This window comes from Paractinoplanes durhamensis (assembly GCF_016862175.1).
Classification (GTDB): domain Bacteria; phylum Actinomycetota; class Actinomycetes; order Mycobacteriales; family Micromonosporaceae; genus Actinoplanes; species Actinoplanes durhamensis.
Genome location: NZ_BOML01000019.1, coordinates 421,041 through 443,250, shown reverse-complemented (window position 1 = coordinate 443,250; position 22,210 = coordinate 421,041). Strand labels below are relative to the sequence as shown.

Annotated in this window: 22 protein-coding genes; 8 read left to right on the top strand and 14 right to left on the bottom strand. The window is 71.1% G+C overall.

Annotated features, from left to right (window positions below; translation table 11 throughout):
* Positions 1-33: 33 nt before the first annotated feature.
* Positions 34-1,302: a hypothetical protein gene (locus Adu01nite_RS11745; RefSeq protein ID WP_203726609.1), complete on the bottom strand. Its 1,269-nt coding sequence runs from the start codon at positions 1,300-1,302 to the stop codon at positions 34-36.
* Positions 1,303-1,370: 68 nt separating this feature from the next.
* Between Adu01nite_RS11745 and Adu01nite_RS11740 the strand changes: the two genes are divergently transcribed.
* Positions 1,371-2,720: an MFS transporter gene (locus tag Adu01nite_RS11740; RefSeq protein ID WP_203726608.1), complete on the top strand. Its 1,350-nt coding sequence runs from the start codon at positions 1,371-1,373 to the stop codon at positions 2,718-2,720.
* Positions 2,721-2,767: 47 nt separating this feature from the next.
* Here the strand turns inward: Adu01nite_RS11740 and Adu01nite_RS11735 are convergent, their stop codons facing one another.
* The 9 genes from Adu01nite_RS11735 to Adu01nite_RS11695 form a co-directional block, all read right to left on the bottom strand.
* Positions 2,768-4,099: a nitrate/nitrite transporter gene (locus tag Adu01nite_RS11735; protein WP_203726607.1), complete on the bottom strand. Its 1,332-nt coding sequence runs from the start codon at positions 4,097-4,099 to the stop codon at positions 2,768-2,770.
* Between the two features lies 1 nt (position 4,100).
* The gene (locus tag Adu01nite_RS11730) at positions 4,101-4,397 is read right to left on the bottom strand and encodes a Rieske (2Fe-2S) protein (protein ID WP_203726606.1); all 297 of its coding nucleotides are present in this window, start codon (positions 4,395-4,397) and stop codon (positions 4,101-4,103) included.
* Positions 4,394-6,850, bottom strand: coding sequence for a nitrite reductase large subunit NirB (nirB, locus tag Adu01nite_RS11725; protein WP_203726605.1), 2,457 nt, complete (start codon positions 6,848-6,850; stop codon positions 4,394-4,396). The genes Adu01nite_RS11730 and nirB overlap by 4 nt, the downstream gene beginning before the upstream one ends.
* Positions 6,850-7,197, bottom strand: a complete 348-nt coding sequence (locus Adu01nite_RS11720) for a molybdopterin oxidoreductase (RefSeq protein WP_203726604.1) — start codon at positions 7,195-7,197, stop codon at positions 6,850-6,852. Before Adu01nite_RS11720 ends, nirB begins: the two co-directional genes overlap by 1 nt.
* 68 nt (positions 7,198-7,265) lie before the next feature.
* Entirely contained in the window at positions 7,266-7,919 is a 654-nt protein-coding gene (locus Adu01nite_RS11715) for a sirohydrochlorin chelatase (protein WP_203726603.1), read from the bottom strand.
* A 17-nt stretch (positions 7,920-7,936) separates the two neighbouring features.
* Positions 7,937-9,040 carry a uroporphyrinogen-III synthase gene (locus Adu01nite_RS11710; RefSeq protein ID WP_203726602.1) on the bottom strand — a complete coding sequence of 368 codons (1,104 nt, stop codon included), beginning with the start codon at positions 9,038-9,040 and terminating at the stop codon, positions 7,937-7,939.
* Between the two features lie 126 nt (positions 9,041-9,166).
* Positions 9,167-9,346, bottom strand: coding sequence for a hypothetical protein (locus tag Adu01nite_RS11705; protein WP_203726601.1), 180 nt, complete (start codon positions 9,344-9,346; stop codon positions 9,167-9,169).
* Positions 9,330-9,536: a hypothetical protein gene (locus Adu01nite_RS11700; RefSeq protein WP_203726600.1), complete on the bottom strand. Its 207-nt coding sequence runs from the start codon at positions 9,534-9,536 to the stop codon at positions 9,330-9,332. Before Adu01nite_RS11700 ends, Adu01nite_RS11705 begins: the two co-directional genes overlap by 17 nt.
* A gap of 140 nt (positions 9,537-9,676) precedes the next feature.
* Positions 9,677-10,576, bottom strand: coding sequence for an AurF N-oxygenase family protein (locus tag Adu01nite_RS11695; RefSeq protein ID WP_203726599.1), 900 nt, complete (start codon positions 10,574-10,576; stop codon positions 9,677-9,679).
* Between the two features lie 63 nt (positions 10,577-10,639).
* Between Adu01nite_RS11695 and Adu01nite_RS11690 the strand changes: the two genes are divergently transcribed.
* Entirely contained in the window at positions 10,640-11,320 is a 681-nt protein-coding gene (locus tag Adu01nite_RS11690; protein WP_203726598.1) for a TetR/AcrR family transcriptional regulator, read from the top strand.
* 84 nt (positions 11,321-11,404) lie between these two features.
* On the top strand, positions 11,405-11,695 hold the full coding sequence (locus tag Adu01nite_RS11685; RefSeq protein ID WP_203726597.1) for a DUF4873 domain-containing protein: 291 nt from the start codon (positions 11,405-11,407) through the stop codon (positions 11,693-11,695).
* Here Adu01nite_RS11685 and Adu01nite_RS11680 read toward each other — a convergent pair.
* On the bottom strand, positions 11,689-12,699 hold the full coding sequence (locus Adu01nite_RS11680) for an AraC family transcriptional regulator (protein ID WP_203726596.1): 1,011 nt from the start codon (positions 12,697-12,699) through the stop codon (positions 11,689-11,691). The two genes, Adu01nite_RS11685 and Adu01nite_RS11680, sit on opposite strands and share 7 nt — an antisense overlap.
* A 70-nt stretch (positions 12,700-12,769) precedes the next feature.
* Between Adu01nite_RS11680 and Adu01nite_RS11675 the strand changes: the two genes are divergently transcribed.
* Genes Adu01nite_RS11675 through Adu01nite_RS11665 form a run of 3 tightly spaced genes read left to right on the top strand, consistent with a single transcriptional unit; the run spans position 12,770 to position 15,929 of the window.
* Complete coding sequence (locus tag Adu01nite_RS11675) at positions 12,770-14,230, top strand: flavin-containing monooxygenase (RefSeq protein ID WP_203726595.1); 1,461 nt, start codon at positions 12,770-12,772, stop codon at positions 14,228-14,230.
* Positions 14,230-15,093: an SDR family NAD(P)-dependent oxidoreductase gene (locus tag Adu01nite_RS11670; protein ID WP_203726594.1), complete on the top strand. Its 864-nt coding sequence runs from the start codon at positions 14,230-14,232 to the stop codon at positions 15,091-15,093. Before Adu01nite_RS11675 ends, Adu01nite_RS11670 begins: the two co-directional genes overlap by 1 nt.
* Positions 15,090-15,929: an alpha/beta fold hydrolase gene (locus Adu01nite_RS11665; RefSeq protein WP_203726593.1), complete on the top strand. Its 840-nt coding sequence runs from the start codon at positions 15,090-15,092 to the stop codon at positions 15,927-15,929. Before Adu01nite_RS11670 ends, Adu01nite_RS11665 begins: the two co-directional genes overlap by 4 nt.
* A gap of 9 nt (positions 15,930-15,938) precedes the next feature.
* On the opposite strand, the gene Adu01nite_RS11660 is transcribed toward Adu01nite_RS11665, so the two are convergent.
* The 3 genes from Adu01nite_RS11660 to Adu01nite_RS11650 form a co-directional block, all read right to left on the bottom strand.
* The gene (locus Adu01nite_RS11660) at positions 15,939-16,604 is read right to left on the bottom strand and encodes a hypothetical protein (protein WP_239132313.1); all 666 of its coding nucleotides are present in this window, start codon (positions 16,602-16,604) and stop codon (positions 15,939-15,941) included.
* 79 nt (positions 16,605-16,683) lie between these two features.
* Positions 16,684-19,482, bottom strand: a complete 2,799-nt coding sequence (locus tag Adu01nite_RS11655) for a PAS domain-containing sensor histidine kinase (protein WP_203726591.1) — start codon at positions 19,480-19,482, stop codon at positions 16,684-16,686.
* Positions 19,466-20,191, bottom strand: a complete 726-nt coding sequence (locus tag Adu01nite_RS11650; RefSeq protein ID WP_203726590.1) for an NUDIX hydrolase — start codon at positions 20,189-20,191, stop codon at positions 19,466-19,468. The genes Adu01nite_RS11655 and Adu01nite_RS11650 overlap by 17 nt, the downstream gene beginning before the upstream one ends.
* Positions 20,192-20,255: 64 nt before the next feature.
* On the opposite strand from Adu01nite_RS11650, the gene Adu01nite_RS11645 reads away from it, so the two are divergent.
* Both Adu01nite_RS11645 and Adu01nite_RS11640 read left to right on the top strand, forming a co-directional pair.
* The gene (locus Adu01nite_RS11645) at positions 20,256-21,278 is read left to right on the top strand and encodes an SPFH domain-containing protein (protein ID WP_203726589.1); all 1,023 of its coding nucleotides are present in this window, start codon (positions 20,256-20,258) and stop codon (positions 21,276-21,278) included.
* Entirely contained in the window at positions 21,275-22,156 is an 882-nt protein-coding gene (locus Adu01nite_RS11640; RefSeq protein WP_203726588.1) for a diacylglycerol kinase catalytic domain-containing protein, read from the top strand. Before Adu01nite_RS11645 ends, Adu01nite_RS11640 begins: the two co-directional genes overlap by 4 nt.
* Positions 22,157-22,210: the final 54 nt, after the last annotated feature.

Sequence of the window (22,210 nt, the reverse complement as noted above, 5' to 3'; positions counted from 1 at the left end):
GCAGGAAATTCCCTGGCCACGACGGCTGAAACGTCAGGCCTTGGCGCGGATCCAGGCGACGCAGGCCTTGTCGACCGTGGCGAACGGCTGGTGGAAGGCGCGGCGGGCGGCGTCGTCGTACTCGAAGCCGTTCTGCATGCGGTAGCGGACGAAGTCGAACAGCGCACGCTCGCCGTACTTACCGGCCAGGCAGCTCATCGCGAAGTGGGACAGGCCGTAGAAGGCGTCCATCTTCTGATCCGAGGCGTCCTTCGCCGGCGGCGGCAGCGCGATCGAGGTCGGCCGGCGGCTGCTGTGCACGGTCGCGTGCACCGAGGGGCGCCGCCAGCTTCCGGTAGCCGTGACCGGCGACCACCCGATGTACTCGGCGATCCCCTCGGTCAGCCACATGTCGCCGCGGCCGCGGCCGTTGACGCCGCTGTGCGTGACCACGTGGCCCATCTCGTGCTTGACCGTGGTGACCAGCAACTTCCGGTCGCCGAGCAGGGCCGGCATGTTGAGCACCACGTCGGCGCCGTCGGCGTTCAGGTTGATCGAGTAGCCGACCACCCACTTGTCGGTCTCGCCCGCGTACCAGGTGCGCCAGGCCTTGGCGTCGGCCAGGTAGATGCGGTAACGCTTCTGCGGGTTCTGCATGTAGCCGGCGATCCGGTCGTTGAGCTTCGCGGCCGACTCGGCGACGGCGAGCACGTCGTCCAGGTGCGTGGCCTCGCTCGCGGTGGCGGCCACGGTCACCCGGTCGCCCTGCCGGAAGGTCAGCGCGGTGTTCTCCCACGGGGTCGGCTCCAGGCTGCTGGTCTCCTTCGAGTCGGCGAGGGCGGTGATGGCGAGCTTGCCGCCGACGGACTTCAGCGTCAGCGTCTGGCGCACGCTCGGCGCGTCGGTGTTGAGGCTGCCGTACAAGGGGCAAAGACCCATGCTGAAGCAGTACGAGACCTGGGCGTCGATCTTCAGGACCGGTTCGGTCGGGTCGTTCAGCAGGTGCGGCGTGTAGACGAACTGGCTGACGTCGAGCGCGTGCAGCGTCGCGAACATGGTGCGGTAGCGGGCCTGCAGCGCCGGCTGGCCCGGGTCGACGGCGGCCAGCCAGCCCGCCTCGTCATCGGCCAGCATCGCGGCGGCCTGTTTGCGGAGCAGGTTGAACGCGGCCTCGACCGGGCTGACCGGGATGTCCTCGACGACCGGTGCCGACTCCGACTCCGTCGCTTGGGGAGCCGGGGCGTTTGCCGTGCAGGCGGCGATCGAGCCGGCGAGGAGAAGCGCGGTGAGGATGCGGAGTTTCACGATCGCGAATCCAACCATGATCGATCTCATCCTGCCGCCCCGTGTCCTCTAGCGAAACGATGTTTCCCTTCGCTAAGGTCTCCGCCATGACCACGCAGACCCGGCAGGTGACCGCCTATCCCGGCCGCCCACCGGTCGCCGTCCGGCGCGGGGCCGGGGCGCCCTTCGGCTGGTGGCCGGCGATCTGCGTGGCGCTGGTCGCCGCCATCGACCGGGTGGAATACAACCTGCTGGCCGGCGCGCTGCCGACGATCCAGGAGGAGTTCGGCTTCAGCGACAGCGCGGGCGGCGCGATCGCCACCGCCGGTGCGATCGCCGCGATCGTGCTGCTGCTGCCGGCCGGCAGGCTCGCCGACACCGGCAAGCGCACCTGGACCGTCTCGGCGGTCGTCGCGGTCTGGGCGCTGCTCACCGTCGGCACCGGCCTGGCCGGCACCTACGCGACGCTGTTCACGGTGCGGGTGCTGCTCGGCGCGGCCGGCCAGCTCTACAACCCGCCGTCATCCAGCCTGCTCGGCGACCTCTATCCCGGCCCCGGCCGGGCCAGGGCGTACGGCTACGAGCGGATGGCCTACTTCGCCGGCCTGCCGATCGGGGTCATCGCCGGCGGCGCACTGGCCCAGACCGTCGGCTGGCGCACCGGCTTCTTCCTGGTCGCCGTCCCCGGCCTGATCATCGCCGTGCTGGTGCTGACCGTCCGCGAGCCGGTCCGCGGCATCGGCGACGAGCTGGCCAGGTGGTACAAGGACAGCGATGCCGCGCCGCGGTCGGCACCCGCGCCGGCCGCTCCCATGCGCGAGCAGTTGGCCACCCTGCTGCGCATCCGCACGCTGCGCTCGGTGATCACCGGCCTGAGCATCCTGTTCTTCGGCCTCGGCGGCCTGTTCTTCTGGATGCCGTCGTTCTACGCCCGCGAGTTCGGCCTCCCCGAGGCTTCCGCGGCCGCGGTCGGCGGCGGCGCGGGCCTGGTCGGCATCATCACCGGCATCCTGGCCGGCAGCTGGCTGGGCGACCGCCGCCACCAGCAGCGGGTGGCAATCGGCGGTTGGTCCCTGCTGTTCGGCACGGTCTTCCTGGCCGGCGCGGTGAGCGTCCCGATCCTGGCCCCGCAGGCGGTCTGCTTCACCTTGGCCAACGTCGGTTTCGCCGCCGCGATCGCCAACCTGACGGCCGCGAACGCCGACGTGGTCGCGGCGCATCGGCGAGGCTTGGGCTTCGCGGTGCTGCAGCTGCTGGTAACGCTGGGCGGCGCCCTGGGCCCGTGGTTGATCGGCCTGGCTTCGGACGCAACGGGTTCCCTGCGCTGGGCCTATACGGTGGTCCTGCTCCCGTTGGTGATCGGCAGCCTGATCGTCTTCCGGGGCCAGCGCACGTATCGGGAGGACGCGGCCGCCGCCCTCGGCACCAGCTCCGAAGACCAGACCCTGCCCGCCTGAGAACCGGCCGCGGTGCCAGGCAGGGCGCCCGGCACCGCGGCGACGGCTCAGACCTTGGTTCGGGAGGCTGGGCGCAGGTAGACGGCCCAAGTGACCAGGACGCACAGGGCGTAGAACGCGATGAAGCTGATGTAGGCCGCGTCTGCGCTCTTTGTCTCCAGGAACGACTGGCGGAACGCCAGGTTGACCAGCACGCCGCCGAAGGCTCCGATCGCGCCGGCTATGCCGATCACCGCGCCGGACAGGCGGCGAGCCGTCAGCTCGTCCGATGGGTGCTTTGCCTTGAAGATGGCCGGGATCATCTTGTAGGTCGAGCCGTTTCCTACGCCGCTGAAGATGAACAGGGCGATGAAACCGACGATGTAGAGCGGCAGCGAGCGCTGCTGGGCGGCCAACAGGACCGTTGCCGCGCCCACGCCCATCGCGATGAAGTTGGCGAACGTCACCCTCGCGCCGCCCAGGCGGTCGGCCAAGGCGCCGCCTACCGGGCGGACCAGCGAACCCAGCAGTGGGCCGAGGAAGGTCAGGTAGGCCGCTTTCACCGGCGTACTGAATTCGGTGTGGAACTGGACCTGCAGGACCTGGCCGAAGGCGAAGCCGAAGCCGATGAAGGAACCGAAGGTGCCGATGTAGAGCAGCGACATGATCCACGTGTGGGGTTCGCGGGTGGCGTCGCGCATGGCCCGTTTCTCGTTGCGGGCCTGGGACAGGTTGTCCATGTAGAGGGCCGAGCACAGCGCCGCCAGCACGATCAGCGGGATGTAGATGCCGGCCACGATGCCGGGGTGGCCGGCGCCGAACACCGCCAGCACGAACAGGCCGACCAGCTGCACCGCCGCTACGCCGAGGTTGCCGCCGCCGGCGTTGATGCCCAGCGCCCAGCCTTTCAGGCGGTTCGGGTAATACGCATTGATGTTGGTCATCGACGAGGCGAAGTTGCCGCCGCCGACGCCGGCCACCGCGGCCAGGACGATCAGCGTCGAGTAGGAGACGCCGGGCTTGATCAGGAAAGCGGCCAGGACCGCGGGGACCAGCAGGAGGGTGGCGCTGAAAATGGTCCAGTTGCGGCCGCCGAAACGGGCCACGGCGAAGCTGTAGGGAATGCGCAGGCCGGCGCCGATCAGCGTCGGGACCGCGGTGAGCAGGAACTTTCCGGCCGGGTCGATGCCGTAGGCGGGGCCGAGGAACAGCACCATGACCGACCAGAGTGACCACACCGAGAAGCCGATGTGCTCGGACAGGATCGAGAAGATGAGGTTGCGGCGGGCGATCGGAGCGCCGGTGGTGGCCCAGAAATCGGGGTCCTCGGGGCGCCAGTCGTCGATCCAGTGACCTTTTATGGTGGCAGCGGGGCGGGCGATAGGCAGCGTTGCTGTCATGTCACAGCTCCAGGAAGAGAAGGTCGTCGTCGATACGTACCGGGTAGGAGGCGACCGGCTTCTGGCCGCTCAGCGAGCAACCGGTGGCCAGGTCCCAGGCGTTCAGGTGCAGGGGGCAGACGACCTGCTTGAGGTCGATCTGGCCGTCGGCGAGCGGGCCGCCCTTGTGCGGGCAGACCGCGTCGAGCGCGCGGATCGAGCCGTCGCGCAGGCGGAAGACGGCGATCATCCGGCCGTCCACGGAAAAGGTGCGGCCCTCGCCGAAGGGAATGTCGTGGACCGATCCGATCGGCTTCATGCGCGCACCGGAACCTGGGGCAGCACGATCAGCGGCAGCGAGGTGCGGAACTGGCCGGGCGTCGCCGGTTCGGTCCGTTCCTTCCACGGGTCGCGATAGGCGCCGACCGATGCGGTCATGCGTTCGTCGAGGCCGGCCGCGAGGCCTTCGGCGTCGTCGACGAGCACCTTTTTCAGATGCTCGATGCCGACCCGGGGCACCCACGCGTACGTCCGCTCGAGCCAGTTCCCGTTCTCCCGGTAGTACTGCAGGAATCGGCCGGTCAGCACCATCACCTCGTCGGCCGAGCCGACGGTGGCGAGCAGATCACCCTTGCGGACGTGGGCGCCGGCCGCGCCGCCGACATAGATCTCCCATTTACCACCGTCGATAGCAACAACACCGAGATCCTTGACGTACGCCTCGGCGCAGTTCCGCGGGCAGCCGGTAACCGCGAGCTTCATCTTGCCGGGCCCCTCGATGCCCTGATAGCGCTCCTCGAGGGCGATCCCGAGGGCGGTCGAATCACCGACCCCGAAACGGCAGTAGTCGGAGCCGACGCACGTCTTGACCGTGCGGAAGCTCTTGGCGTACGCATATCCGCTCGGCATGTCGAGGTCGGCCCAGATCTCCGGGAGTTTTTCCTTCGGAATGCCGAGCAGGTCGATGCGCTGCCCGCCGGTCAGTTTGACCATCGGGACGCCGTGCCGCTCGGCCACCTCGGCGATCCGTTTGAGCTGAGCCGGGGTGGTGACGCCGCCCTTCATCTGCGGCACCACCGAGAACGTGCCGTCGCGCTGGATGTTGGCGTGCACCCGGTCGTTGATGAAGCGGGCGTCGCGTTCGTCGACGTACTCCTCGCCCCACATCATCTTCAGCAGCGACGCGAGGCCCATCTTGCTCTTGGCGTCCTCGTCGCCGCCGAGGGTGGCGAACACCGACGAGACACTTTTCAGCTGGTGGAGCCGGATCGCGTGCATGAGTTCCGGCTTCGGCATCGGCACGCCGGGCACGTAGTAGGAGGCGGCCGGGTCCTCCTCGATCGTGCCGCCGGCCGCCCATTCGACGATCCGCTGCACGAGCGGTTTGCAGGTACCGCAGCCCTTGCCGGCCCGGGTCGCGTCCATGACCCCGCCGACGGTCTTGCAGCCGCCGGCCACCGCCGCGCAGATGCCGCCCTTGGAGACGCCGTTGCAGTTGCAGACCTGCTCCTCGTCGGGCATGTCGGCGACGCTCTCCTCGGCGACCGGGCCGCCGAGATCGAACAGCAGCGCGGCCCGGTTCTCCGGCAGCTCCGACCCCTTCTCGAACGCCTTGATCAGCACGGCCGCCTTGCCGGCGTCGCCGACCAGGGTGGCGCCGACCAGCCGGCCGTCGCGGACCACGACGTTCTTGTAGATGCCCTTGGCCGGCTCGGCGAACTCGATCAGTTCGTCGTCGGCGTGCTCGGCGCCCTGCTGCCCCATCGAGGCCACGTCGACCCCGGCGACCTTGAGCTTGGTGGCCACCTGCGAGCCGTGGTAGGCGGCCGACCGGTCAACGCCGGTGACGTGGTCGGCGAGCACCTTGGCCTGCTCCCACAGCGGCGCGACCAGCCCGTACACCTGGTCGCGGTGCTGGGCGCACTCCCCCACCACGTAGATGTCCGGCTCGTCGACGGCGCGCATCTGGTCGTCGACGACGATGCCGCGCTCGACGACCAGGCCGCTGTCGGCGGCGACCGCCGAGTTGGGCCGGATGCCGGCCGCCACCACCACGACGTCGCAGTCGATGACCCGGCCGCCGGCGAGCTTCACCCCGGTCACCGCGTTCTTGCCGAGGATCTCGGTGGTCATCCCGTCGACCACCACCTCGATGCCGAGCTTCTGCTCGATCGTGGTCTGCAGGGTCTTGCCGGCCTTCGCGTTGAGCTGGGTGTTCATCAGGTGGCCGGCGGCGTGCACGAGGGTCACGTGGCCGAGGTGGTTCTGCAGGCCGCGGGCCGCCTCCAGGCCGAGCAGGCCGCCGCCGATCACCACCGCCCGCTCGTGCTCCTTCGCGTAGCGGATCATGGCGCGGGTGTCGTCGAGCGTGCGGAACACGAAGACGCCCTGGTGGTAGCCGCGGCCGGGGACGTGCGCGCCCTTGATCGGGGGCACGAACGCGGAGCTGCCGGTGGCGATGACGAGCTTGTCGTAGCCGGTGGCGGTGCCGTCCGACGCGTACACCATTTTCGCGTACCGGTCGATGCGGTCGATGCGTACGCCGGCGTGCAGGCGGATGCCGTTCTCGGCGTACCAGGAAAGGTCGTTGAGAAAGATCCCGGATTCGTCCTCGATGCCGGCGAGCACGTTGGACAGCATGATCCGGTTGTAATTGCCGTAGGGCTCGTCGCCGAACATGGTGATGTCGAATTCGCCGCCCCGGGCCAGAATTTCCTCGACCGTCCGGGCACCCGCCATGCCGTTGCCGATGACCACCAGGCGCTGTCGCATCAGACCTCCACGAGTCCCAGGTCGACGATCACGGTTCCGCTCGTGCCGGCCGGTGCGGCCAGCCACAGTTCGACGACGGTGCCGGCCGGCAGGTCCTCGACGACCCGCAGCGAGACGTGCACGTCGCCCTTGGCGCCGATCGGGAAATAGCGCATCGGGCGGCCGTCGCGCACCAGCACCGCGCAGATGAGTTCGGCGGCCGCGTTGCCGCCCCGGAAATAGACGGCCTGAGCGGACGAGCCGTCGGGTACCACGTAGGACAGCTCCGGGCCGAGTGAGGCCGGCCGGTCCAGGCCCTTACCCTCGAAGGGGAAGACGCCTTGCAGGAATCGCGGTGTCGAATGCACCTGTCGAATGATTCCGGCGCATTGTTTTGCGACGTGACCGTCGCGATTGCGCGAACGTTCGGAAAACCCTACAAGGACGCCGGGGCGGTTGTGAGGAGTGCGGATTCGTAGCGCTGCACGATCAGCGGGACGATCGCCGGGTCGAGGGCGAGCGGCGGGGTTATCGCGTCGGCGCCGGCCCGGTGCAGGGTGCGGTAGAAGAGGCCCTCGGCGAGCAGGTAGGCGGCGATCGCGATCCGGCGCGCGCCCTGTTCGCGCAGCCCGGCCACGACCGCAGCGACCGTCGGCTCGCTGCCGGAGACGTACCCGACGTGCGCGCCGAGCTCACCGGCCAGCGCCTGGACCGACGCCCGCCAGGCCGGATCGGAGGATCCGGCGGCGGCGAGAACCACCGCGTCGGCGTCCGGCAGGTGCCGGGTGAGGCTGTCCAGGAGTACGTCGTCCGGGCCGAGCGGCGCGGTGACCGGGAACCGGGTGCCGGCGACGGCGTCCGCGATGTCGACCCGTACGTGATAGCCGGCCGACAGCAGCAGCGGCACGACCACCGCGTCCCGGACGGTCGGCACGACCGCGCCGATCCGGGGCTGCTGCACGTCCGCGTAGGAGAGCCGGATGTCCAACTCGGGACGGCGCCGGGCGACCGCGGCGACCAGGTCCCGGATCTGCTTCTGGCCGGTGGCCGAACGGGTGCCGTGGGCGACCGCGAGCAGGGTGGGCCTCATGGATACCTCCGCAGGGGTCAGACGGCTTCGTCGAGGCGCAGCCGGTAGCCGCGCTTGATGACGGTCTCGATGTGCCGGCCGGAGCCGAGCGCGGTGCGCAGCCGGGCCACCGCCACGTCGACGGCGTGCCCGTCGTTGCCGCGGGGCAGCGACGCGATCAGTTGGTCCTTCGACACGACCGCGCCGGGCCGGGCGGCGAGCGAAGACAGGATCGCCATCGCGGCCGGGGCGAGCGCGCGCGGCTCGCCGTCGATGAGGACGGCGTGCCCGCGGACCTCCAGGGTGCCGCCCGCCACCGGCAGCTTCAGCGACCGCCGGGGCAACTCGTCGGCGACGGTCTTGATCAGCGCGCCGAGCCGGAACCGTTCCGGCATCACCACCGGCACGTCCCGGTCGGTGAGCGGGGCGGCGGTGACCGGCCCGACGCAGGCGGCGAGGGTGCCGGTCCGGAACCGGTCGAGCATGCCGGGTGCGTCCGCGCCGGCCAGCTGCAGGAACGACTTGACCGCGGGCGCGCTGGTGAAGGTGACCGCGTCGATCTGCCCGGCGCCGATCTGGTCGATCAGCCGCCGCACCGGTGCGGTGTCCGGCGGCGGCACCCAGCGGTAGACCGGCACCTCGACCACGGCGGCGCCGTTGGCGCGCAGCGCGGCCACGAACTCGGTCTGCGGCTCGCCGTGCTCCTGCACCACGATCCGCAGGCCGGCGATGCCCTCGGCGAGCAGCCGTTCGAGGACCTCCTCGGAGCCTTCGGTCTTGGCCGCCCACTCCTCGGTGAGCCCGGCCGCCCGGATCGCGCCGCACGGCTTCGGGCCGCGGGCGATGAGCCGGGCCCGGCCGAGCACCTCGCGCAGGATCTCGCCCTGGCCCCAGCCCTCGGCCGCTTCGAGCCAGCCGCGGAAGCCGAAACCGGTGGTGGCGATGACCAGGTCGGGGGCGAGCCCGATGCAGGCGGCGGTGGCGGCGTGCAGAGCGTCGTCGTCGGCGAGCGGGACGATGGTGATCGCGGACGCGGTGACCACCCGGGCTCCGCGCCGCTGCAGCAGCGCGGCCATCTCGTCCCGGCGCCGCTCCGCGGTCACCGCGACCGTGAAGCCGGTCAGCACGCCGCTGTCGGTCATCCGCTCCCCAACGTCCGCTGTGTCATCCCGCCAGAGTCAACAGTCCCGGTTTCCGCAATGTCGTTCTGGCGTTTCCAGCGAGTCAACGCGATGGCACAACCGCGCGAAACGGGGTTGTGAGCAAGATCAGTCGTCCTCGACGATCTTGCGGACGGAGGCGAGCATGCGGAAGACCTCGAGCCGGCCGTCGAGGAAGCCGATCCGGTAGTCACGGCCGAACTCGGTATGACCGGCCCGGTCGCCGTCGCGGTGGGCGGCCAGGCCGTCGGTGCGACCGGCCGCGTACTCCTCAAACTCCCGGTCCATCGCCGGCCTTCTCGTCCATCGCCTTGCGGATGGCGGCGACGAGCGCGTCCTCGAACGCGGCGATCTGCCCGTCGACGATCCCGACCAGGTAGTCGGCGCCGGTCTGCGGGTCGCCGGCCCGGTCACCGTCGTGGTTTCCGGCCATTCCGTCGGCGTGCCCGGTGCCGTAGGCCGCCAGTGCGTCGTCCATAGCCGTCCTCCCGCAAAGCGTGTGCATCGCGGGCAAATCTGTCACGCGCGCCGAGGGTCGCCCACCGGCCGATCGGGCGGACCGAAATCCTCAAGTACGAGGTCAAGCCCCCGATCAGCCGGATCCGTGTGAGTGGCGACTCAGGCCGCGAGCAACCCGGAGCGCCGCCACAACGGCCGGCCAGGACCGGCAACCAGATCAAGATCATTGAGGTACGACACCACGCGCTCGCCGGACCACCGCAGGGTCTCCCGGAAGTGCGGATTCGCCATGGCGGCCTTGTGCCCGACGGCGGGATCGATGCCGACGGAGCGGTAGACGCCGGGGTGGATCAGGCGGGTGCCGCACAGGTACGCGGCCCGGCCGATCACCAGTTTGTCGAAGGCGAGCCGTCCCTTACCGGCCGCGCGCACCTGCCGGGCCAGCTCCTCGCGGGCGTAGCGGACGTGCCGGGCCTCCTCGACCACGTGGATCCGCGACACCATCCGCACCAGCGGCTGGACCTGCTCGTGGGCCATCGCCTCGCGCTGCAGGGTGTCCAGAATTTCCTCGCAGATCAGGATCGCGGCGAACATCCGCGGGCCGGACCCGGTGGCCGCGATCCACTTGCCGAGGAAGGCGTTGACGCCGGTCGGCCGGTAGACCGGGGTCCCCAGCTTGTCGATCATCCGGCCGAACATGACCGAGTGCCGGCACTCGTCGGCGACCTCGGTGAGCGCGTACTGCGCGTGCGCGGCGGTCGGGTCCTGCTTGTAGTAGCCGCGGATGAGCAGCTGCATCAGGATCGTCTCGAACCAGACGCCGAGGCCGGCGATGCTGGCCACCTCGTGCCGGGTGAGGGTGATCCGCTGCTGTTCGGACAGGCCGTCCCACAGCTCGGTGCCGTAGAGGCTGCACCGCTCGGGCGGGACGAACCAGAGGCCCTCGACGAGCGGGGCCGCCCAGTCGATCTCGACGTCCGGGTCGTAGGAGTGCTCGGCGGAGGAACGCAGCAGGCGGGCGGCGGTGCGATCGCGGTCGGGCGGGCTCACTGTCGTCATCGGGAGAGACCTCCGGGTGTGATGTACTTGACGTTACCCGAGGTAACAGTTACTCCTAATAACATGCCCCGTGAACAAGAGCCGGTCAATACCGATGGACGCAAAGGTCGCTGGGCCGGCCATCGTGAGCAGCGCCGGGCCGAGCTGACCGCGGCCGCCATCGAGGCGATCCGCGAGCTCGGCCCCGAGGTCGGGATGGATGCGATCGCCGCCCGGGCCGGGGTCAGCAAGCCGGTGCTCTACCGCTACTTCGCGGACAAGTCCGAGCTGTGGCTGGCGGTCGGGCAGGAGGCGGCGGGCATGGTGCTCGACGCGATCGTGCCGGCGGTGGCCGCGGTCCGCGAGGAACGGGACGTGATCGCCGCGGCCATCGACGCCTACCTCGCGCACATCGCCGCCGACACCAACCTCTACCAGTTCGTGGTGCACCAGCCGGACATCTCCCGCGGCCGGGACGTGGTCGCCGACGTGGTCGACACCGTCGCGAGCGGGCTGGCCCGGATCTTCGGCGACCGGTTGCGGGCCCGCGGGCTCGACTCCGGGGCGGCGCTGCCCTGGGCGTACGGGGTGGTCGGCTACGTGCAGTCGGTCGGCGACTGGTGGCTGCGGCAGCAGCAGCCGATCAGCCGGGAAGCCCTCGGCGACTACCTGACCACGTTTCTGTGGACGGGGGTGGCCGGCATCCGCCAGGCCGCCGACATTCCGGGCGGTCTGGCCGCCTACCAGGAGGAGGGTCTCGTATGACCGCCTGCACCGAGCGGCACCCGGCCGCACCTGACGACGGCCTCGCAGGCGAGGGCCAGAAGGGCATACCTAAGGAGGATCAGCGTGACCGCTGAGGAGGAGTACCGCGGGCCGGCCACACTACGGATCGGCGACGAGGAGGACGTCGCCGTCGAGATCCGGGTGTCGGCGCACTTCGAGCCGATCGAGGGCCGCTTCCGGTGGGCCGGGCGCACCGGCCCGTCCGAGTCGCTGCGCGAGCGGGTGTCCGGCGGCCTGCGCAAAGGGCTGCTGACGATTCCCGGCTCGGCGCAGCAGGAGGTGCGGCTCAGCGAGCCCGACCCGTGGGGCGGGGTGCGGCTGTCCGGCGCCGGGACCCCGCCGTGGTTTCAGTGACCGGCCTGCCGGCGCAACTCGCGCGGCGACGTGCCGAACCACCGGCGCACCGCCCGGCTCAGCGCCGACTGCTCGGTCAGCCCCACCATCGCGGTGACCTGGGTGAACGGGAGATCCGTGGTGGTGATGAGGCGGTGCGCGGTGTCCCGGCGTACGTCATCAAGAATTTTGTCGAAGGTCGTGGCCGCCGCCGCCAGACGGCGCTGAAGGGTCCGCGGGTGGGTCTGCAGCCGGCGGCTGACCGCGGCGATGTCGGCCGGCGCCGAGCCGAGCGCCTGGGTGATCAGCTGCCGCACCCGCTCCTCGAGGGTCTGCTCGGGGGCCGGGAAGTGAGTGCGCATGTAGTCGAGGGCGACCTCGCGCAGCACCCGGTTGCCGCCGGCCACGGTGGCGTGGGTGAGGGCGGCCGGCACCCGCAGCACCGCCGACTCCTGCGCGAAGCGCACGTCCGCCCCGAAGAACTCGGTGTAACGGGCGACCGGCGCGAGCGGACGGTGCGTGAGGTGCACCGATCGCAGGCCGTAACGGCCGCCGCCGAGCAGCACGATGATCCGGTGCAGCAGGCCGAGGCCGTTGTCGGCGATCTGCGGGGGCAGCGGGTCGAGTTCGGTGCTGGCGTAGCGCAGGCCGACCACGCCGGGCCGGCCGGACGGGTCGGGCACCTGGGTGACGGTCAGCGCCGGCGAGTGCACGAACAGGAAGCGGGTCGCGCAGTCGAGGGCCTCACCCAGGGTCGCCGAGTTCTCGATGGCGATGGCGAGCGGGCCGAGGACGGCGATGCCCTGCCGGGCGGCCAGGCGCAGGCCCAGGTCAGGGCAGTCGAGCTCGGCCGCCGCGGTCTCCAGGGCCCGGCCGGCGGCGAGCGTGCGGATCACCGCGTCGTCGGTGTCCAGGGCGGCCGGGTCGATGCCCTGCCGCCTCAGCAGCTCCGCACCGTTGCCGCCGAGCTCGTCGATCAGCGCGGTGAGTCCGCGCAGCCCGGCCGCTCTGACCATCGATCCCATGTCGCGAAAGGATAAATGAGTGTCGCGCTCAGGCAAGTCCCTCGCGGGTCCGGATGACGAAACTGGCGAGATGGCCGAACATTTCGACGTTCTCATCATCGGCGCCGGCCTGTCCGGGATCGGCGCGGCGTGGCGGCTGCAGGAGCAGCTGCCCGGCAAGACGTACGCGATCCTCGAGGCCCGCGACGCGATCGGCGGAACGTGGGACCTGTTCCGCTACCCCGGGGTCCGGTCGGACTCGGACATGTTCACCCTCAGCTATCCGTTCCGGCCGTGGCGGGAGCCGGAGTCGATCGCGCCCGGCGACAAGATCCGGCGCTACATCGAGGAGACCGCGGTCGCGGGCGGCATCCTGCCGCACATCCGGTTCGGCACCCGGGTGGCGGCGGCCGACTGGTCCTCGGCCGACGCCCGCTGGACCCTGCAGCTGGCCGGCGGATCCACGCTGACCTGCAGTTTCCTGTACGGCTGCGCCGGCTACTACTCGTACGACACCGGCTACCAGCCGGACTTCCCGGGGCTGTCGTCGTTCGCCGGGCAGCTGGTGCACCCGCAGTTCTGGCCGGCGGATCTCGACTACACCGGGAAGAAGGTCGTGGTCATCGGCAGCGGCGCGACCGCGGTCACGCTGGTCCCGGCCATGGCCGCCGACGCGGCGCACGTGACGATGCTGCAGCGCTCCCCCACCTACCTGACCGTGCTCCCGGAGCGGGACGTGGTGGCCGACGCGGCCCGCCGGGTGCTGCCGGCCAAGGTCGCCAACCGGGTGGCCCGGGCCAAGAACCTGCTGATCACCCAGGGCTTCTACCAGCTCGCCCGGCACCGGCCGAAGCGGGTGCGGCAGATCCTGCGGGCCTTCGCGGTGCACGCGCTGAAGGACCCGGCCTACGTCGACGAGCACTTCAAGCCCACCTACGAGCCGTGGGACCAGCGGCTCTGCGTCATCCCGTCCGGCGACTTCTACCAGGCGATCCGCGCGGGGACGGCGTCGGTGGTGACCGACCACATCGCCGAGTTCGAACCGGCCGGGATCCGGCTCGAGTCCGGGAAGCTGCTCGAGGCCGACATCGTCGTCTCGGCGACCGGGCTCTCGCTGCTGCCGATGGGCGGCATCCGGGCGAGCGTCGACGGCGAGCCGGTCGACATCGGTGAGCACGCCGCCTACCGCGGCCTGATGCTCAGCGGCGTGCCCAACCTGGCCTACTGCATCGGCTACGTCAACGCGTCCTGGACGCTGCGCGCCGACCTCGTCCACCGCTACGTGATGCGCCTGCTGACGCACATGGACCGCAACGGCTTCGCCGTCGCCACCCCGGAAAACCCCGGTGGTCAGGGCCGTCCGCTCCTCGATCTCTCTTCCGGGTACGTGCAACGAGCGCTCGACAAGTTCCCGCGCCAGGGTGACCGCGACCCGTGGCTGGTGCGGCAGAACTACCTGCGCGACGTGGTGACCTTCCCGCGCGCCGACATCACCCGCGACATGGTTTTCGCCCGTCTTTCCGCCCCCGTCCCCTCGGAGGATCTCGCCTGATGACCCCCTACGTGTTCCCCGGCCGCACCGCCGTCGTCACCGGAGCCGCCAGCGGCATCGGCGAGCAGCTCGCCTACGGCCTGGCCGGCCGGGGCAGCGACCTCGTCCTGGTCGACGTGGACGCCGCCCGCCTGACGGAGGTCGTCGAGCGCCTGCACCGGGTCCACCCCGGACGCACCGTCGAGACGATCGTCGCCGACCTGGCCGACCGGGCCGCGGTGGACGCACTGGCCGCCCAGGTGCTGGCCGCGCACCCGACGGTCGGCCTGCTGATCAACAACGCCGGGATCGCGCTCGGCGGCCGGTTCGACCAGGTCACCACGGACGAGTTCGAGACCGTGATGAACGTGAACTTCCGGGCGCCGATGCTGCTCACCCACGCCCTGCTGCCCGCGCTGAAGGCCGCCCCCGGCAGTCACCTGGTCAACGTGTCGAGCCTGTTCGGGCTGATCGCGCCGGCCGGGCAGTCCGCCTACAGCGCCAGCAAGTTCGCGCTGCGCGGGCTCAGCCAGGCACTGCACAGCGAGCTCGCCGACGACGGCATCGGGGTCACCACCGTGCACCCGGGCGGCATCCGGACCAGGATCGCGGAGAGCGCGCTGGTCGGCAGCGGCGTACCGGCCGACGAGGTCGAACCCAACCGCAAGGTGTTCGCCAAGCTGCTGAGTTTCCCGGCCGACAAGGCCGCCATCCAGATCCTGGACGCGGTCGGCCGGCGTAAGGCCCGCCTGCTGATCGCCACCAGCGCGAAGGTCCCCGACCTGCTGGCCCGGCTGCTGCCGGTCGCGCACGAGCGGATCGTGCGGGCCGCCACGTCGGCGTCGGTGTCCCGGGCCCGCACCCCCCAGGAGGTTTCCCGATGAGCTACGTGGACGTGCGGTCGGCCCGGATCCGCTACCACGAGTCGGGCGACCCGGCCGCGACGCCGGTGGTGCTGCTGCACGGCATCGGCCGCAGCCTCGAGGACTGGGACGCCCAGCACCCGCTGCTCGACAACGACCACCGGGTGATCAGCATCGACATGCCCGGCTTCGGGCTCAGCCAGCGGATGCCCGCCCCGACCACCCTCACCACCCTGTCCGACGGGGTGTGGGCCACGCTGGACGCGCTCGGCGAGACCCGGCCGGTGCACCTGATGGGCAACAGCCTCGGCGGCGCCGTCTCGATGCAGATGCTGGTCGACGATCCGGGCCGGGTGCGCACGCTGACCCTGGCCAACAGCGCCGGCTTCGGCAAGGAGGTCACCATCGCGCTGCGCATGCTGGCCGTCCCCGGCCTGGGCCGGCAGATGCTGCGCCGGATCGACAGGGTGTCGGCGCCGCGGCTGGAACGCACCGTCTTCGCCGACCGCGCGATGGTCACCCCGGAGCGCGTCGCGATGGCGATCAAGGTGTCCCGCCAGCCCGACTTCGCGGCCGTCTACCTGGAGGTCGCCCGCGCGCTCGGCGGTTTCCGCGGGATCGGCGCGCGCTGGCGCGCCGAGCTGCTCCCCCGGGTGGCCAGGCACGCGAAACCGACGCTGCTGTTGTGGGGCGACCGCGACCGGATCCTGCCGTCCCTGCACCTGACCGCCGCCCGCGAGGCTTTCCCGCACGCGTCCTGGCACCTGTTCCCCGGCACCGGCCACATGCCCCAGATCGAACGCCCGGCCGCCTTCAACGAGGTCGTCCGCCCACTGCTGACAAAGGTGCCGGCCTGAGACGACGCCCTACTCCGGCTGGGCGGGGTAACCGATGGCCTCTAGGTCGGCGGTCAGCTTCTCCAGGGCGAGGTCCGGGTTCAGGCGGTGGACCAGGGCCTCGGTCAGTGGGGTCAGGGCGAAGACGTCGTTGACGGCCGCCGGATCGACCGGTACCTCGTAGTAGTCCTCGGCGAACGCCCGGTAGGCGGCCGGGGTCTCGTCGAGCAGGATCGTGAAGAGGCGGTCGGCGCCGTCCGGGTCGTGGCCCGGTGGATAGGAGACGTCGCCGGTGTGCCAGCGGTCGTCGCCGGCCAGGCGCCAGACGCACACGGTCGCGTAGAACTGGGCGCCCCATCCGAAGGCCGGCTCGTCCATCTGCCCGGCGAAGGCGGCCGGGACGGTGTCGACGAGGCCCGGCCACAGCTCCTCGTCGTTGCGGGCCGGGCTCATCACCGACTCGTGGTCGAAGCCGCGCACGAAGACCCCGGCCGGCCCGAAGACGATGTGGAACTCGTCGCCCGAGCCGTTGCGCATCTCGGCGATCTCCTCGCCCGGACCCCACGCCGTGTTGTAGCCGTAGTAGCGCGCCTCCTCGTCCGGGCTGAGGATCGCGTCGAGCATCGCGAGGGCGCGGCACCGCCGGCGCAGCGTCGCGACGTCCGGCAGCGCGCCGATGAGATCTTGTGCAGTCACGGCGAACATCAAACCTGATCACCCACGGTGTTGTCAGACCCGTCCGGCCCGCTATGCCGCGTTCACGGCGGATTGACCGTCAAGCGGCGTCCACCGGCAGCGTGATGGTGAACGTCGTGCCGCCGCCCTCGGCCGGGCCGGCGGTGATCGTGCCCGCGTGGGCGTCCACGATCGCCTTGGTGACGGCCAGTCCCAGGCCGGTGCCCTTGATGCCCGCCCGGGTGGCGTTGCTGGCCCGGAAGAAGCGGCTGAACAGGTGCGCGTACTGCTCGGCGGGGATGCCGATGCCGTTGTCGGTGATCTCGATGGCGACCTGGTCGTCGCGGTACTCGGTGAGCACCGTGATGGTGCCGCCGTCGGGGGTGTACTTGATGGCGTTGGAGAGCAGGTTGTCCAGCGCCTGGCGCAGCCGCTGACCGTCGGCGTGCACGGTGACCTCGGTCTGCAGCCGGTCGATGATGGTCAGGTTCTTGGCCACCGCGCTGGGCTGGTGGTTCTCGATCACGTCGCGCACCAGGCGGGCGCCGAGCAGCGGACGCGGGTCGATGCTGATGTGGCCGGCGCTGAGCCGGGCCAGGTCGAGCAGGTCGTCGACGAGGCCCTGCAGGTGCAGGGTGGTGCGCTCGATGATGTCGGCGTGCCGGCGCTGCGGGTCGCCCTCGGCCATGCTGTCGACGAGGATCTCGCTGTGGCCGCGGATCACCCCGACCGGGTTGCGCAGTTCGTGGATGACCAGCGCGGCCAGCTCGTCCTTCATCCGGTCCAGGGTGCGCAGCTGCTCGACCTGCAGCCGCTCCTGTTCGAGCAGCTCCTCGCGCTTGTCGGCCAGCTCGCGCCGGTCGGTGACGTTGGTGCTGAGACCGTCGACGAAGAAGCTGTCGTCCTCGGCCCGGAACATGGCCCGGGTCCAGATCCACCGGACCTCGCCGTCGAGGCCGACGATGCGGCATTCCAGCTCGGCCGGCCCGCCGTCCAGCAGCCTCTCCTGGAACGCCGCCATGAGCTCGGCGTCGTCGGGGTGCAGCCGCTCGGTCAGGCTGGGGGTGGGCATGCCCTCCGGTACCGCGCCGAACACGCCGGTGGCGTTGGGGCTGCCGTAGACCAGCCGCGGCGGGCCGTCGACGACGATCTCGACCGTCCAGACGTAGTCGTTGACCTGCTCGACGACCCGGTTGAAGCTGCGCCGCGCGTTGGCCAGGGCGAGTGACATGTCCTCGGCCCAGCGGCGCTCCAGGAACTGCCCGAGGTGGGCGGCGACGGCGTCGAACATGCCGGCCGTGTCGGAGTCGTAGGGCAGGTCGGCGTCGGTGTAGAAGGCGAGCACGCCCAGGGTGCGGCGGCCGGAGCGGACCGGCACGCCGACGGCGACCCGGATGCCGACCTCGACCAGGGCCCGGCGACCGAAGGACACCATGTCCTCGGGCATGACGCCGGTGTTCCACCACACCTCGTTGTTGCGCGCCCAGACCAGCCCGGCAAGGCCTTCGCCACGGACGAAGGTGAGCGGCTCGTCGCCGGTGAAGGCGGACAGGTCGCGGTCGCCGGTGGTGTGCGAGCTGAGCCGCACGATCTGCTCCCGGTCGTCGCTGACCTGCCAGTACTCGCCGCAGACCCAGCCGAGCGAGTCGGTGATGGCCGCGACCGCCTGGATGCTGGCGTCGCGGGCGTTGGTGGCGTCGGAGAGGACCTGGGCCACCGCGTGCCGGGCCCGGCGCAGTTCCTCGGCCCGGTACGCCTCGGTGATGTCCGAGGTCACCGAGACCGCGCCGAGGCGGCGGCCGTCGGCGGTCTCGATCGGCCGGGCGTGGGTGAGCAGCCGGCGCCATTCCTCGTCGCGCCAGATCAGCAGCTGCTCGCCGCGGACGATCTCACCGGCCTGGGCGCGGGCCAGCGGAACCGGGTCCATCACCTGACGGCCGTCCGGGCCGTAGATCCCGTAGCGGTCGGCCCAGTCGTCCATCCCCAGGTCGGGGTCGGCGTCGTGGCCGAGCATCTCGCGCAGGCTGCGGTTGAAGAAGGTCAGCCGGCCCTCGCTGTCGCAGGCGGCGACGCCGGTCTCCAGGCTGTCCAGCAGGGCCTGCAGGAACGCGGTGTCCGGGGCGAACGAGTAGTAGAGAACGCCGTCGACGGCCTGCAGCAGCATCTCGGCCGGGATCTCCTGGCCGGAGCTGCCGGCCACGGTCACCCGCTCCTGCCGGTCGAGCACGGCGGGCAGCGGCCGGAACCGCTCCGGGATGATCAGGTCGGTGATCGGCCGGCCGACCGCGTCGCCGACGACGTAGCCGAACATCCGCTCGGCGGCCGCGTTCCAGGTCAGCACGGTGCCGGCCGGGTCGGTGGAGACGAACGCGTCGTGCGTGCCCTGCAGGATCGCTTCGAGGCGCCGCCGGGCGGTCGTCTCCCGGGCGCAGGCCAGCCGCAGCGCGACCTCGACCGCCGCCGACTCGGCGAGGTCGCCGACGGTGGCGAGCTCATGGGGGGTCCAGTCGCGTTCCTTGGAGTCGATCACGCAGAACGAGCCGAGCACGTAGCCCTCGGGCGAGCGCAGCGGGAAGCCGGCGTAGGCGATGGCGCCGGGGTCGGCGATGTCCCGCAGCCGGGCGTCGAGGCGGGCGTCCGCCACGATCAGCGGCGCGTCGTCCTGCACCACGAAGCGGCAGTACGAGTTGGCGAGCGGCGCGTCCCGCATGAGCTGGGCGCCGGCGACGCTCGCGAGGTGCTGCCGATCGGTGTCGATCAGCGACACCATCGCCGCGCGCACCCCGAGCAGGCGCACGGACAGGGCGGTCAGCCGGTCGAGAGACGGCGCGATGTCGGCCTCGAGCAGGCCGGTGTCACGCAACGTCTGCAAACGCTGGTCCTCACTCGGTGACTTCACGCTCTGCGACATGGTCCTCGCTATCGGTGACCATGGGGGTGAGTTGAGAAGAACTCCCCGGTCGCAACAGCGCAGGGTGCAGCAGGGTTGCCGAGCCACGCCGGAACAGCTGCGCCGGCCGCCCCCGATCACGGATGACCGTCTCGCCGGTCGGCTCGACGAAGCCGGCGGCACCCGTCACCTTACGGTGGAAATTGCGCGGATCGAGCCGGGTCCGCCACACCGTCTCGTAGACCTCGCGCAGCTCGGCGATGGTGAACTCGGGCGGGCAGAACGCGGTGGCCAGCGGCGAGTACTCCAGCTTCGAGCGGGCCCGCTCCAGGCCGTCGGCCAGGATCGCGTCGTGGTCGAAGGCCAGCCCGGCGATCGGCAGCGGCTGCCAGGAGGCGGCCGCGGCATCGCTGCCGGCCACCGGCACCGGCAGGTCCGGCAGCAGCGCCAGGTAGGCGACGGCGAACACCCGGCCGCGCGGGTCGCGGCCCGGGTCGCCGTAGGTGGCCAGCTGCTCCAGATGCCCCGGCAGCAGCCCGGTCTCCTCGTGCAGCTCGCGCGCGGCCGCCGCGTCCAGGCCCTCGCCGTCGAGGACGAAGCCGCCCGGCAGGGCCCACTGCCCGGTGAACGGCGGGATCCCGCGCCGGATCAGCAGGACGTGCAGTGCCCCCTGCCGGATGGTCAGCAGCACGAGATCCACGGCAACCTTTGACGTCATGTTGACGATAATAGCGGACGTGCTTTATCGTCATGATGACGACAACGACGGAAGGACGGCCATCATGGCTGACGTGACCCGACGGCTGAACATGCGGCACCTGCGCGGCGCCCCCACCAGCTGGGTCAGTCACACCACCGGCGGCAAGCTGCGCCGGCAGGGCACCGGGCTCTCTTTCTGGTACCGGCCGCTGACCGCGGTCCTGTCCGAGGTGCCAGTCGACGACCGGGAGCTGCCGCTGCTGTTCCACGCCCGCACCGAGGATTTCGCCGACGTGACCGTGCAGGCCACGGTCACCTACCGGTTCAGCGAGCCGGCCGCGGCGGCGACCCGCCTCGACTTCTCCATCGACCCCTACCAAGGGCGCTGGCAGGGGCAGCCGCTCGACCAGGTCGCGTCGCTGCTGGCCGAGCTGGCCCAGCAGCCGGCCCTCGACCTGCTCGCCCGGCTGCCGCTGGCCGAGGCGCTGACCACCGGGATCGCCGCGATCCGGGCCAGCGTGATCGACGCGCTCGCCACCGACCCGCGGCTCACCGAGACCGGGGTGACCGTGGTCAGTGCCCGGGTGGTCGCGCTGCGGCCGGAGCCCGACCTGGAGCGGGCGCTGCAGACGCCGACCCGCGAGCAGGTGCAGCGCGAGGCCGACCGGGCCACCTACGCCCGCCGGGCCGACGCCGTCCAGCAGGAGCGGACGATCGCCGAGAACGAGTTGCAGAGCAAGATCGAGCTGGCCCGGCGCGAGCAGCAGCTGGTCGAGCAGCGCGGCGCGAACACCCGGCGCGGCGCCGAGCTGGATGCGGAGTCGCAGCTGGTGGCGGTGACCGGGCAGGCCGAGCGGGCGCGGATGACGGCGGCGGCCGACGCCGACGCGACCCGGGCGCGCGACGAGGCCCGGGCGGCCGGTGCGCGGGTGGTCGGCCTGGCCGAGGCGGAGGCGGAGACCGCGCGACTGGCGGCGTACCGGGATCTGCCGCCCGCGGTCCTGCAGGCCCTCGCGCTCAAGGAGCTGGCCGGCAATCTGCCGCAGATCGGCGAGGTCACGGTCACTCCCGACCTGGTCAGCAAGCTGGTGGGGCGGCTCGGATGAGCACGCTCACCCCCCGGGTGGTCGTGGTGACGCGGCGCAGCGAGCTGGCGGAGTTGCTCGCTCGCCACGGCACCCGCGGCGCCGCCGCGTATTTCCTGCGGCAACGGGAGCGCGACCTCGACGAGGTCACCGCGCGGCACGAGGCGCTGCAGGCGGCGCTCACCCAGGTGAGCGCCGCCATCCCGGCCGATTGGCGGCGCGGTCACGTCGAGCGCGCCGACCTGCCGCGATTCCTGTTCGCGCCGGAGGACGTGGTGATCGCGATCGGCCAGGACGGCCTGGTGGCCAATGTCGCGAAATATCTGGACGGGCAGCCGGTGATCGGGGTGGATCCGGAGCCCGGCCGCAACGCCGGGGTTCTGGTCCGGCATCAGGCCTGCGACGTGCCGAAACTGCTGCACGACACGGCCGGGGCGCAGAGCCGGACGATGGTCATGGCCCGGCTCGACGACGGCCAGGAGCTCTACGGGCTCAACGAGATCTATGTCGGGCACGCGAGTCACCAATCGGCGCGCTATCAGATCACCACTCCGGACGGCCGCCGCGAACGCCAATCCTCCTCCGGCGTCATTGCCGGCACCGGCACCGGAGCGACCGGCTGGTGCGCTTCCATCGCCCGCGAACGCGCCGTCGCACCCGCATTTCCGGCCCCCGGCGAACCGATTCTCTGCTGGTTCGTCCGGGAGGCCTGGCCCTCCCCCGCGACCGGCGTGAATTGCGACGCGGGCCTGGTCAAAATGGGTGAGGAATTGGAAATCACCAGCGAATCGGAACGCTTGGTGATTTTCGCCGACGGCGTCGAGAACGACGCCATCGAGCTTTCCTGGGGCCAGCGTCTGCGAATCTCGGTGGCCCGGCGTCAGCTCCGTCTCATCTAAATCAAAATATGAGTACGGGCCTGCCCGGTCCCGTGTTTTTCGAGGCAAGCCAGG